The organism is Rhodococcus sp. 27YEA6 (genome assembly GCF_044908235.1).
In the GTDB taxonomy this organism is placed as follows: Bacteria; Actinomycetota; Actinomycetes; order Mycobacteriales; family Mycobacteriaceae; genus Rhodococcus_F; species Rhodococcus_F qingshengii.
In genome coordinates, this window is the sequence record NZ_JBIYCY010000016.1 from 1 (window position 1) to 12,839 (window position 12,839).

Consider the following 12,839-nt stretch of genomic DNA (forward strand, 5'->3'; position numbering starts at 1 on the left):
AAGCTAAGCCCTTCAGCGCCGATGGTACTGCACTCGACAGGGTGTGGGAGAGTAGGACACCGCCGAACACACATTAGAGAAGCCCCCCAACCAGTACTGGTTGGGGGGCTTTCTCGTACCCAAAACACCCCCCGAAACACCCCCCGACTTCGAGCGAACGGCACGTTCGTCGCCTCAGATCGACCCAACGCACCGTTCACACCATCAGGGGCGGGAGCACAGCGGGCTCACCACCCCGCCCGGGATCGAGTGAACGACACGCTCACCCTCTTAGGCGAGGGGAACGGTACGTTCACTCCATCAGGGCAGGGCAGGGCAGGGCAGGTGAGCGGATGCGCAGATCCGACAGGCGCTATCGCAGAGCCGCCTGCAGCACCTCGCAGAGCACGTCCAGCGTCCTCGAGTACTGCGACTGCGTCGGCGTGCTGTAGCCGACGACGATGCCGTCACCGCCGACTGACGACACGTCGGGATGTCGGAAGACCGAAAGCCCTTCGAGCCCGAGATCGCGCGCCCGGGCCGCTGCAAGAACAGATTGTTCGGTGCCGGAGGGCAGACGGATCACAGCGTGAAGTCCCGCGGAGATCCCCCCGACCCTGACCTGGGGTACTTGCTGCGCAAGTGTCGCAACCAGTTGATCGCGTCGTCGTCGGTACGAGGTGCGCATCTTTCGAATATGGCTGTCGAATCTTCCGGATTCGATGAAGTCCGCCAAGGTCAATTGATCCGTTGAACTTACCCAGCGTTCGTAGGGTCCCTTTGTTGCGAGGACAGGTTCGATCAGCCTGTCCGGCAACACCATCCATCCGATGCGAATGGCCGGCGACAGTGTCTTGCTGACAGTGCCCAGGTACGCAACGTGCTGCGGTGCGATTCCTTGGAGTGCACCGACAGGTTTTCTGTCGTAACGGAATTCGCCGTCGTAGTCGTCCTCGATGATGACGCCACCCGTAGTCGTGGCCCATTCGAGAGCGGTCGCGCGCCTCGCCGGTGTGAGGGGACCGCCGAGAGGGAACTGATGGGTCGGCGTCAGCAGAACACTCTCAGCAGATGTAGACGCCAATTCGTCTGTGCAAGTGCCTGATTCGTCAACCGATATGGGAACTGTCAGCAGCCCTTCGTCGGCGAGCAACTGCCGGTGCAGGTGAAGGCAGAAAGCGTCGACCGCAATCGTTCCTCCGAGTGCGCGGGCAAGGAGGGAGATCCCGTGACCCGAGCTGGCACTGATCACAATGCAGTTCGGATCGACGCGAACGCCTCTGGTGCGGCTCAGGTATGTGGTGAGGGCGTTTCGGAGTTCGGCTCGGCCTCTGGGATCAGTAGTCGCGAACGCGTCGGTCGGCGCGGTGGTCAAAGCACGTCTGGCGGACGAAATCCATGCAGCGCGGGGAAACGCCGACGCGTCGGGCGATCCAGGGAGAAGGCTGTAGGTCCAGCGTCGTCGAGTCGGTGACGGCTCGACCTCGCGGGTGTGTGTGCTGGCGAGCGTGGCGACCAGGGTCCCGGAACCAGGCCGTGTGACAAGCCACCCAGCTGCGGCGAGTTCGGCATAGCAGTCCGCAACGGTGTTTCGGGCAACTCCGAGGTCGAGCGCGAGGGTGCGGGAAGGTGGGAGTCTGGTGCCGGGCTTCAGCAGTCCACTGTCGATCGCGTCGCGAAGGGTCTGAAGCAGTGCAGCGCGAACCCCGATTCCCTGTGGCAGCTCGATATGTAGATCGAACCCAAGATTGGCCCACGAATTCACCACCGGATTGAACCATGTTTCCGGGTCTTTCCGGGATTACCGTTTGAGTTATGACTACAGCAACAGGACAAAGACTGGATATCGCAAAGCTGGCGCCCGAGGTCTACAAGGCGATGATTGCGTTGGATGCCGCTGCACGCAAGGGGCTGGAGCCGACGCTCGTCGAGCTGGTCCTCACGCGTGCGTCGCAGCTGAATCATTGCGCATGGTGCCTGGACATGCACACTCGCGACGCCCGAAAGGTCGGCGTGACGGAGCAGAAGCTCTACCTACTGAACGCGTGGGAAGAAGCGCGAGGGATGTACTCCGATCGTGAACGTGCCGCGCTCGCCTTGACCGAGGCCGTGACAGTCCTCACCGACGGTTTCGTTCCGGACGAGGTGTACAGCGAGGCTGCCGGCGAATTCTCGGACGTGGAACTGGCTCAGCTCATCAGCGTCATTTTGACGATCAATGCGTGGAATCGCATTGCGGTTACCACGAGGAAGGCGCCTCCGGTCCGAGACTGATCCGAGGCTCGTGCTCCGCTCTCCGGCAGGGCAGGGTTCCGCCGTCGGAGATCTGGTTAATCGCCGCAAAGAGGACCAAAAGATTGGTTCAGGGTGTGAACAAAACCAACAGATTCTTTGAATGTGAGGCAAATCACATAATGTGAGTGGAGATTGTTCTGGAGCATCTACAAGTTGCCCGAATCCCGACAAAGCAGTCTCGATCGGAAGTTTCCGGCGAAGGGGTCCGCATAGCGGGCCCCTTCTTTTGCGCGCGAGCTGAAAACGCCCCTTCCTGTGAGTTTCCCCAGAATGTCCAAGTTACCGACTGGCTAGCGTTGGCGAAATGTCGGGAACGTCGCGGTTGGATGAGCAGATTTTGGGGGGATCGCGATTGTTGTGCGGTTGGACAAAGGTTCAGTCACCTTCATGGCTAACTCGTCATCCGAATGTCCAAGCTGCGCCCTGGGTGCTCGACGATTGGGTGATCTTTCTTGAAACATGCACTACATTGCCATTCAGTAACTGGCTGATTGCCAAAAGTGATCGGCTGATCCTCTCGGAAGTGAGCGCTGGGTGGCGTGGTATTGGGAATCCAGGCAACCGTCCCGCTACCGAAATGTCTTGAAAGGGAAGCTTTGATGACTGTGTCTGGTTCACGGCGTAGGCCGCTTGTTCTCCGGCTCTCGCTAACTGCAGCTATTGCCGTAACGGTGGCCGGTAGTAGCGTCGCTTTTGCATCACCAGCTGTGTCCGCGCCGATGCCGGTGCGAACCGCGGCCGCTCCGGCGTTCACCGCCGGGTTGTGTGAGGGCACCGAGTACACGCCCTCGGAGCAGATGCTCGACATCTCCGGCATTCGGCTGGATCACTACAACGACGGCAACATCGTGCCGATGTACGGCACCACCGATCGGGGTACCTCGGCCGCGGTGGATGCTCCGGTCTGCGGTGTCCGCGACGTCGACGGAATTGCGAAGTCGGAATGGATGTACTGCACGGACTTCGATCTCGATCCGTGTGCCGGTGTCGACGAGAACGGTTTGCCGGTTGACAAGCACAACGACGAGATGGGTGCGACGGTGCCGTCTTCGGGCAATCCCGATCTGTCAGCCGACGATCTCGCTGTCATCAGTTGGTTGCTGCAGAATCCCGCCAAACTCGACGGTGTCGTTTCGGGAAATGGCAGCGAGGATGCACGTTCGGCGCGGCAGACGCTTGTGTGGTGTGTCTCGGACTACGACAATCCGCTGATGGCCGATTTCAAAAGCCTGTGCGACAGGAACATCGGAGACGACGAGCGAGCTCGCATCGTCGAGATCATGAACGTCACGCAGACGCTCGACCTCGTTCGCAAGACACCCGCGACGGGGACTCTGAAGGCCGGCGAGACTGCCGTTTTCACCCTGAATACGAATATGTACCGGAAGCCGATCACTGTTCAGTCCTCGGCGGGCACCGAACTGACCGTCTGTGGTGACAACGCCAAGGCGACGTTGACTGCAAACCAACTGACGGTCGACGGCCGCGGCGACGCACCGACTGCTGTTGATCTTTGCCTCACCGCTGCGGCCGGCGGGGACTACTCGGTGACTGCAAGCGTCATTCCGGATTCGGTCGAGAACCTGCACTGGAACACGGCAGGCGCACAGTGCCAGATCTTCGCGTCGTTCGACACCGTTCGGCCGGCTTCGATGAATGCATCTGCCAGCGTCGGATATGCAGCAGCACCCACGACGACACCGGCAACGAGCACGCCGGCAACAACCACACCGGCAACGACCACACCGGCCACCACGACGCCTGCAACCCCGGTCGTTCCGATCGTGCCCATCGTGCCGATTGTGCCTGTAGTTCCGGGTGCACCTGTTCCGTCGCAGCCGGTTGCAACTCCCGCAACTCCGGCGCCGTCGGCTCCGAAGCCGGCCACTGGCCCCCGCCCGGTTGCCATCGACGGTGGTGCTGCTGAACAGAATTCAGGCCGCAACGTCGCCGTCGCAGTGACGGGCCTCGGGCTTGTCGGAATGGCTGCTGCCGGAGCAGTTGCTCTCCGCCGCAAGCGATCCTGACACCAGGCACGTGTAGTAGACGTCGGCACCGATCACGCTTCGTGTGATCGGTGCCGACATTGATCAGACGCAGGGGGCGTCAATTCGCACGAGGTGCCGGGGGGCGCCTCATCCCGCAGGAGACAGTTCGATGACCATGTACGAGTCGGATCCCAATCCATCCAATCCATACGACGATCCCAACCACGATCAGCCCGCGAGTCCAGGCAAAGGGCGTCGTGTCGCGTTCATTCTGGCTCTCATCGCGGTGTTGGTCGCCGGTGCTTCCATGGCCTTCGTCGGCCTGCGATCCTCCGATGACGATGCTGCGATCCCGCCGAGTCCGGGAGTTGTCATGTCGCACTCCGCGAATCCGGCAACGCCTACGGATGCGTTGATGACTCCCAACATCCTTTCGCTCGACCCGGTCGGTGTTCAGGCGCCGATCGTGGACGCCACCGTGCCGGAAGGAGTTCTCACTCCGCCGGAGAACGTCAAGAACGTCGGAATCTGGCTCGACGGTGCATCTCTCGATTCCGCCACCGGCACGACCTTGATTGCCGGACACGTCAATCTGACCGGCCAGGGTAACGGCGCGCTGTTCGACCTGGGCACGATCGAGCCGGGTGAAGTGATCCGTACATCCGACGCGACGGGTAAGAGCACGTCGTGGAAGGTGACTGCGGTGACGACGCGCCCGAAGGCCGATGGTGTGGAGGAAAGCGTGCTGGCCGGCCCGGAAGGCCCTCGTAAGTTGGCAGTCGTAACCTGCGGCGGCGAACTGCAATTCGAGGACGGTGTGGGCAACTACGCCGACAACGTCTACCTGTACGCGGATCTGATGGTCTGAGACACAGGAATGATTCCGACGGTCCCCGATCCCTCTTCGTAGAGATCGGGGACCGCCTGTTGGATAGTGTCGCAGGTATGGATCTTCACTTGTCTGGAAAGCGTGCGATCGTTGCCGGTGGTAGCAAGGGGATCGGTCTGGCAATCGCCAGAGGTCTGGCCGCTGAAGGGGTCGACATCGCGATACTCGCGCGCACTGAGCGAACCGTCGTAAGCGTTGCACGAGATTTGGTTTCGGAGTTCGGAATTCGTGCGATCGGAGTCGTGACGGATACGCGAGACGACGACGCGGTTCAGGCGTCGGTGCGGCAAGTGGTAAAGGAGTTCGGCGGTGTCGACATTCTGGTCAATTCGGCAGCGACTCCGTTCAGCGCCGGAAAGCCGACGGATTTCGAGGCGACCACAGACGACGTCGTGCGAGACGAAGTCGAAGTGAAAGTGCTCGGCTACCTGCGCACTGCGCGTGCTGTAGCGCCGTATCTGATCGATCAGGGTTGGGGTCGGATCATCAACATCAGCGGTTTGGGTGCCAGACAGGCCACTTCGATCGCCCACACGATCCGCAACGTCAGTGTGTCTGCGCTGACCAAGAATCTTGCAGACGAGCTGGGCCCCAAGGGAATCAACGTCACCGTCGTCCATCCGGGCGTGACGCGGACCGAGAGGTTGACCGCACGGATTACGCGCGAGTCGGAAGAATCCGGCCGCTCGCAGGCAGAGGTGGAGCGTGGTATCGCGACGAACTCGATACATCGGATCATCGATGCCGAAGAAGTAGCCGACGTCGTGACCTTCCTGGCATCGCCGCGAAGCATCGCGATCACCGGTGACGCGGTGGCAGCGGGTGGAGGAGTGCCGGGGCCGGTCTACTACTGAAATTGTGCGTACTGCTACCTGCCGGCGGTGGTGACGATCGTGTGAACGCGTCCGCCGCCGAGTCTCTTGCTTTCGTACATCGCCGAATCGGCGACTTTCTGCATGTCCGTGAACGCTGCTGCGCGGTCTTCTCCGGCGACGAATTTGTGGGTACGCACGGCGATTCCGACGCTCGACGTCGATGGTATCTCGTCGGTATTCGAGTGCATTGCCGGTCCGATCGAGTTGAGCATCGGTCCGATGGCTGGCACAGAAAGTCTTTGGACGAGGATGAATTCGTCGCCGCCGATCCGCGCGACGACAGCATCGGCGTGTGCCCAGGCGGATAACCGCTGCGATACCCGGAGAATGATGCGATCGCCGACGTCGTGTCCGTGCACGTCGTTGATCGTCTTGAACCGGTCGATGTCGATCGCGATCACGAGTAGTGCCGCAGATTCTTGACGCTGGAACCCCTCGAGTACCTTCTCGACGTGGCGGTCGAGGCCACGACGGTTCAAGAGGCCGGTGAGAGGATCGAGGTCGGAACTGGAAGCATCCATGCTGAGCATCGTCAGCACGATCTGCGAGATGAATGCGCAGACTACCAACGCGGTGATGACGACCAGTACTTTCGAAACACCAAGGGCTGGATCGCGATCCGGCCCGAACAGAATTGGCTGCGCAGCCACCGCGATCACAAGAAGCGAAAAAGCTATGTGCGCGATCTGCAACTTCGGGTTGTGGAAGTAGGCGATGTAGATGCCGACCAGAGCAAAAATGACACAGGTGAGCAATCGTGCGAGCTGGGAGGAATCTCCAACGACGGAGATCGTGACCGCGATGTCGCAGAAGACCACGAAACCGAACGAGCGACGCTTTGTGGGGCCGAAGACCCACCATGAGACTCCGACTACGAAGCACGAGATCACGACAACAGTATTGAAGAACAACGCAATCGTGCTTGTCGGACCGGCAGGGCTGAATCTGTTCAGTAGTGCGCACACTCCCAGTCCGATGACAATGATGCCAAGTAATAGCCGGGTGGCGGTCGTGAGGCCGTTGTCGCGGAGATAGCGAGTGAAGCGGTCGTATTGATCGGGAAGAATCAACCACTCGCGGGTCAACGTCCTCATCGACTTCATCTGCGATGTCATGAGTGCATCAGTCCTCGAAGGCTGGAGCGTGCGCCATTCATCGCGAACTGATTCCTCTTCTGTCTGGCACCTTGCAATGCTAACTGGATCGATGCCGCATCGGACCGAGATGTTCGGATCGGCGACCCGGATGTCTGCGTTGCGCCAGCGTGGAGTATAAATACATCTTGTGTCTATGTTGTATTCCGCTTCCGAAACCGTCTTCCGCGAAGTCAAGGAGCTGATCCTTTCCGGCGAGCTCGCCGGCGGGGAGCTGATCAGTGAGGGTGACATCGCTGCACGGACCAATGTGAGCCGAACGCCGGTGCGTGAGGCGTTTCTGCGTCTCGAGTCGGAAGGTTGGATGCGCCTCTATCCGAAGAAGGGGGCGCTGATCGTCCCGGTCGCGGATGGGGAAGCGGAACACGTAGTCAGTGCCAGACAGCTCGTCGAGACTCAGAGCGTTCGAGTGGTGTCGGTCCGACCGCACGCACGGGAAGCGCTTGTCGCAGCGTTGCGCGCGAATCTGATCGAGCAACGTGAGATTGCTGATCGCGGGGACGTGGCCGCGTTCAGCGCAATCGATGCAGACTTCCACAAGATGATCGTTGCCGCCGGCGGGAACCCTTTGCTCGACTCGTTCTACGCGAGTCTGCGCGACAGGCAACGACGGATGACAGCCCGGTCGATCTCACGCGACCCCGGCCAACTCTCGCGCATCCTTGCCGATCACACCGCGCTTACCGACCTCGTCGACACAGGCGATGCCGACGGATACAACACTGCCGTCCTCACACACATGCGCCAGGTCCACGGCCTCGGCTTCGAAGGAACTCTGTGATGAGCACCCAAACGATCGGCGCTGGGACCGCGGCCGAAACTCGTCTCGAGGGTGAACGCCTCTCCGGCGGAAAGTGGCTGTGGCTGACCGTTGCCGCCAGTATGTTCGCCGCTGCCTGGGGCGGAAACGAATTCACCCCACTGCTGGTGATGTACCGACTCGACCACGGCTATTCGCCGGTGATGGTCGATTTCTTCCTCTTCGCCTACGTCGTCGGAATTGTGCCGGCCCTGCTGCTCGGCGGCCCGCTGTCCGATCGATTGGGTCGACGCCCGATCATGCTCCCCGCGCCGATCATCGCGATCGCCGGTTCGACGCTGCTCGCTTTCGGGGCGGACTCCGCCGCTGCTCTCATCCTGGGAAGAATCCTCTGTGGCATTGCCTTGGGGATCGGTATGGCCGTCGGCGGCTCCTGGGTCAAGGAGTTGTCCACGCAACCTTGGGACCCGACGGCGTCGGAAGGCGCAGGTGCTCGGCGAGCAGCGATGAGTCTGACCGCGGGCTTCGCCTTGGGAGCGGGTGCTGCGGGAATCTTGGCGCAGTGGGCGCCCATGCCGAGTGTGTTGGCGTACGTGTTGCACATCGCGATCACCGTCCTCGCCGCCATGGCGCTGTGGCGTGCGCCCGAAACACGACCGGCACAGGCGAAATCCGACCGTCGCAGGTTGATCGACGACCTCAAGATCCCCTCGGCAGGTCACCCCAGATTCCTCTACGTCGTCGTTCCGTTGGCGCCGTGGGTGTTCGGTGCCGCCAGTGTCGCGTATGCAGTTATTCCGGCGCTCATGACCGGGCACAGTGGCGATGCGCCCGTGGCCTTTTCGGCTCTGCTGTGCATGGTCGCGCTGACATGCGGATTCGCGATTCAGTCGTTGGGGCGCAAGATCGACACCGACCGCAGTGCTCGTGGCGCCGTTGTGGCTCTGGTGTTTCTGGTGGTCGGTATGGCCGGCGCTGCTCTGGTTGCGTCGACGCTGACCGTGGCGATCGCGATCGTGGCTGCAGCGATCCTCGGTTGCGGGTACGGCATGGCATTGGTTTCCGGGTTGCTGGAGATCCAGCGAATCGCGGGGCCGGACGATCTGGCAGGACTGACCGCGGTGTTCTACTCGATCACCTACATCGGTTTTGCTGTGCCTGCGTTGCTGGCGATGCTGTCGGAAAGCATTCCGGCGCTGAGCTACACGGTGACTCTTCTGTTCGGATCAGCCGCCGCCGCTGCCTGCTTGATTCTGATTCTCTTCAAGTCGCGTTCACATCTTCCGAGCGCGTGAAGCCGGCCCGCCGACCCCTGCGAGAGTCGGCGGACCGGGGCGAAATCACGCGTCTACAGTTGCGGAACCGTTTTCCGAATTGTGGACCGAATTGTGTACCGAACCAGCCGGAACCGATGCGGTCTTGTTCAGGCCGTTGAGCAAACCGGTGATATCGACGCCTGAGCTTTCGAGAGTTTCGATGACACCGGCAATCACCTGGGGACTGATTCCCAGGATCGAGCCGATCGAACCCTGCGCCCCGTCGCTTCCGCCGACGATGGAGATCCGATCGATGTCGCCGACCGGCTTCGCTGCTGCTGCGGTGGCGTCGACCAGTGCTGCCAGAACGTCAGGCAGAGTGAGCAACTGCGCGGCCTGCGGGGTGTAGGAATTGAGCGCCTCGGCGATCTGACGCTTACCGGCAGCTTCGGCTTCGAGCTTGGCGCGCAAACCATCCGCTTCGGCCTGCTGTTCGGCGCGAACGGCGTCGGCCGCTACCTTGCGGCCGTCAGCTTCGGCTTCCAGACGTGCTCGAAGGCCGTCGGCATCAGCCTGCTGCTCGGAGCGAACAGCGTCGGCGACGAGCTTTCGTGCATCGGCCTGAGCCCCGCCGGCCTGCCTTGCTGACTCGGCCTGTGCCTGGGCGCGGAGGATCGCGGCCTGTCGCTCACCCTCTGCGCGTGCGATGGAGGCTTGGCGTTCGGCCTCGGCCGGTGCAATGACATCTGCCTGCAATGCCGCTTCCGATTGCTGGGCGCGACGACGCTCGACCTCGGTGCGAGCTTCGACGCGGGCCGCCTCGGCCTGCTCACGTGCGATTCCGACGGCCTTCTCGGCCGTTGCCTGCGCGAGTGGTCCGGCCTGGTCGGCTTCGGCATTCTCGGCTTCGGTCTGTGCTCGAAGGCGAGCGAGTTCGACGTCGCGCTTCTGATTTGCACTCGCGATCGCAGTGTCGGCCTCGGCCTGTGCGACGGAGCCTGCCTGTCGCGCCTTTGCCGACTGGATCTGCGAATCACGCTCTGCTTCAGCAGTTCCGATCGCGGCATCACGTTTGACCTCGGCGATGCGGCGCTGACCGAGCGATTCGAGATAGCCGTTGAAGTCGGAGATTCCCGCGATCTTGATGACATCGACTTCCATGCCGATGCGGGCGAGGTCGCCGCCTGCCTCCTCGACCACGCTGCGCGCGAGCGAATCGCGGTTGGAGTTCAGATCCTCGACCGTCATGGTCGCGGTGATTCCGCGCAGGCTGCCGGCGAGGATTTCGTTGATCTGCTGCTGGAGTTCGTCCAGGTCGGAGGTCAGGAATCGTTGCACCGCTGTCTGAACCGCTTCGTCCGCGGAACCGATTCGTACCAGGCCGACTGCCTCGACGTTGACCGGAACACCGTCGTTGGAGAGCGCATTCTTGAGATTGATGCTGACGTTGAACGGCTCGAGCGACATGATGTCGACGCGTTCGATTCCCGGAATCTTGAACCGGGCTCCGCCGCGGACGACTTTCGGCTTGCCTCGTCCGGTGAAGACCGCCACTTCGTTCGGCGGGACCTTGACGTAGTTCTTCACGTAGATCGCGGGGAGAACGATGAAGATGATTACTGCGACTACAACCGCAATGATGATGATTGGCAGCATGTATCGAGTCCTTAGATCGCGTCGTCAACCGTGACGACGTGAAGGTATTGATCGTCTACATCGGCGATGTAGACGGTGGTGCCGGTGGTGAGCGCCATCGGCTGTGCACTGACGGCCTTGGCCTGCACGCGATTGCCTTCGGCGTCGACGAACGAGACTTCTCCCCAACCTTCGGCTGCAATGGTGAGAGTGACCGTGCCCAACAGCCCGGAGTACGAAGCTCGTCCGATGTGCGAATTATCTTGTTGTTCAAGGAGATAGGGGAGAAGTAGGCCGCGCGTGACGACAACGAGAACGGCGGCGAGTGCGAGTGCTGCAATCGCCGCTACCAATGTCGGAGCGTCCGCGAGAGTGGCAGCTACGCCGCCGGCGCCGAAGCCGAAAAGTGCTGTGGCCAAGGTTGTCAGGCTCAGAAATGGCAGCCCGTCTGCGTGGCCGCCGCCCAGATCTGCAACCTCGCCGACGGCAAAGGCTCCGACCAGGGCCACGACCCCGATCACGAAACATATTGTGAATACAACGAACATCGATCCCCCGATCTACCTGTCGAGGAAGCGTGCCCTGAGAATTGTGTTGTCGGGGTCGTCCCTCGGCCCACCTCTATAGTAAAGGTAAGACAAAGATAATCGGCGCATTCGGAATGTTTCGGCGTGGTGATATCGCGGTGAGAGAGCGTCAGAGACGAGGCAGAGAGCGCTGATTCAGCCATGCATCCCACAGTGGGCGCAATGGAGTGTCGGTGAAACGTGAAGCGAGATCGGTGAATTGCTCGGTACTGACCGTGCTGTGCCGATGCTTCGTGGTCCACTGACGGATCAGTTCGAAGAACTTCTCGTCTCCGAGAACGCCGCGCAGGGCGTGCAGAGTCAATGCGCCCCGCTTGTAGATTCGATCGTCGAACATCAGGGCAGGACCGGGATTGGCGACGATCAAGTCCTGAGATTTACGCCCGAGCCCTTGATAGGCGTTTGTCGCGAGTTGGTTCGAGGACGGGCCACCGGAATTCTCGGACCAGATCCACTCCGCGTAACAGGCAAAGCCTTCGTGCAGCCAGATGTCGCACCACTGCCCGAGAGTGAGGCTGTTGCCGAACCATTGATGGGCAAGCTCGTGTGCGACAAGACGTTCGGAACCGCGCCTGCCCGTGCAATGGTTGGCTCCGAAGATCGAGAGTCCCTGCGCTTCGATGGGGATTTCGAGTTCGTCGTCGGTGACCACAGCGGTGTAGTCGGCAAAGGGATACGGTCCGAACAGCTTTCCGAAGACCTCCAACATCTGGGGTTGGCGCCCGAAGTCGACGTCGAACGCTGCTCGCAGCCGAGGTGGGTGAACGGCGAAGACCGGTACCGGCCCGGCGCTCACTTGTCGGTGCTCGTACTGACCGATCTGAATGGTTGCCAGGTAGGTTGCCATCGGTTCGGTCTGCTCGTAGACCCACGTCGTCTGACTCGCACGGGTCTGCTTGCGGATCAGCTTGCCGTTGGCGAGGGCATAGAACGGGGAATCGGTGGTGATCGAGATTCGGTACGACGCTTTGGAAATCGGATGGTCGTCGCACGGGAACCAGGACGCCGCGCCGTTGGGCTGACTTGCGACCAAAGTTCCTTCGTCGAGTTCCTCCCAGCCGACTTCGCCCCACAGGCTCTTGATCGGCTCGGGGTTGCCGCTGTACGCGATGGTGACCGACAGGGCACCGCCCGCGGGGATCTTGGTAGACGGCGTGAGGATCAGCTTGTTGTTCAAGTGCGCGTACTTGGTGCCGCGGGCACCGTTGACGGACACCTTGGACACCTGCAGGTTCTGCGCGAGGTCGAAGCTGAACTTGGATCGGCTCTCGGTGGTGACAGCGGTGATGACAGCTTTGCCGGCGAGACGGTTGCTGAAGACCTTGTACGTCAGTTCCAGTTCGTACCGGGACACGCGGTACCCGCGGTTGCCGTTGAGCGGCAGGTACGGATCGATCGGCTCCTCGAGCATTCGGTTCGGC

The 12,839-nt window shown here is 61.3% G+C and carries 11 protein-coding genes; 6 read left to right on the forward strand and 5 right to left on the reverse strand.

Annotation, left to right across the window (positions count from 1 at the left end; all coding sequences use genetic code 11):
- Nucleotides 1-352: 352 nt before the first annotated feature.
- A complete protein-coding gene (locus ABH939_RS27505; RefSeq protein WP_063315177.1) occupies nt 353-1,744 on the reverse strand; it encodes a PLP-dependent aminotransferase family protein in 1,392 nt (463 codons plus the stop codon).
- A gap of 50 nt (nt 1,745-1,794) precedes the next feature.
- Here ABH939_RS27505 and ABH939_RS27510 point away from each other — a divergent pair, with 50 nt between their 5' ends.
- The 4 genes from ABH939_RS27510 (at nt 1,795) to ABH939_RS27525 (ending at nt 6,005) form a co-directional block, all read left to right on the forward strand.
- A complete protein-coding gene (locus tag ABH939_RS27510; protein ID WP_007727180.1) occupies nt 1,795-2,253 on the forward strand; it encodes a carboxymuconolactone decarboxylase family protein in 459 nt (152 codons plus the stop codon).
- Nucleotides 2,254-2,873: 620 nt separating this feature from the next.
- Complete coding sequence (locus ABH939_RS27515; protein ID WP_338927268.1) at nt 2,874-4,301, forward strand: hypothetical protein; 1,428 nt, start codon at nt 2,874-2,876, stop codon at nt 4,299-4,301.
- 130 nt (nt 4,302-4,431) lie between these two features.
- On the forward strand, nt 4,432-5,130 hold the full coding sequence (locus ABH939_RS27520) for a class F sortase (RefSeq protein ID WP_054828025.1): 699 nt from the start codon (nt 4,432-4,434) through the stop codon (nt 5,128-5,130).
- 77 nt (nt 5,131-5,207) lie between these two features.
- Nucleotides 5,208-6,005 (forward strand): SDR family NAD(P)-dependent oxidoreductase, encoded by a 798-nt coding sequence (locus tag ABH939_RS27525; protein ID WP_058227989.1) that lies wholly within the window; start codon nt 5,208-5,210, stop codon nt 6,003-6,005.
- Nucleotides 6,006-6,019: 14 nt separating this feature from the next.
- Here the strand turns inward: ABH939_RS27525 and ABH939_RS27530 are convergent, their stop codons facing one another.
- Nucleotides 6,020-7,141: a GGDEF domain-containing protein gene (locus ABH939_RS27530; protein WP_007727167.1), complete on the reverse strand. Its 1,122-nt coding sequence runs from the start codon at nt 7,139-7,141 to the stop codon at nt 6,020-6,022.
- A gap of 175 nt (nt 7,142-7,316) precedes the next feature.
- Between ABH939_RS27530 and ABH939_RS27535 the strand changes: the two genes are divergently transcribed.
- Both ABH939_RS27535 and ABH939_RS27540 read left to right on the forward strand, forming a co-directional pair.
- Entirely contained in the window at nt 7,317-7,961 is a 645-nt protein-coding gene (locus ABH939_RS27535) for a GntR family transcriptional regulator (RefSeq protein ID WP_007727164.1), read from the forward strand.
- Nucleotides 7,961-9,235, forward strand: a complete 1,275-nt coding sequence (locus ABH939_RS27540) for an MFS transporter (protein ID WP_218695582.1) — start codon at nt 7,961-7,963, stop codon at nt 9,233-9,235. The genes ABH939_RS27535 and ABH939_RS27540 overlap by 1 nt, the downstream gene beginning before the upstream one ends.
- 45 nt (nt 9,236-9,280) lie before the next feature.
- On the opposite strand, the gene ABH939_RS27545 is transcribed toward ABH939_RS27540, so the two are convergent.
- The 3 genes from ABH939_RS27545 to ABH939_RS27555 all read right to left on the reverse strand — a co-directional run bounded on the left by ABH939_RS27545 (nt 9,281) and on the right by ABH939_RS27555 (nt 12,829).
- Complete coding sequence (locus tag ABH939_RS27545; protein WP_050655914.1) at nt 9,281-10,852, reverse strand: flotillin family protein; 1,572 nt, start codon at nt 10,850-10,852, stop codon at nt 9,281-9,283.
- 11 nt (nt 10,853-10,863) lie between these two features.
- Nucleotides 10,864-11,379, reverse strand: coding sequence for a DUF1449 family protein (locus tag ABH939_RS27550; RefSeq protein WP_037129298.1), 516 nt, complete (start codon nt 11,377-11,379; stop codon nt 10,864-10,866).
- Nucleotides 11,380-11,527: 148 nt separating this feature from the next.
- On the reverse strand, nt 11,528-12,829 hold the full coding sequence (locus ABH939_RS27555) for a M1 family metallopeptidase (protein ID WP_050655931.1): 1,302 nt from the start codon (nt 12,827-12,829) through the stop codon (nt 11,528-11,530).
- Nucleotides 12,830-12,839: the final 10 nt, after the last annotated feature.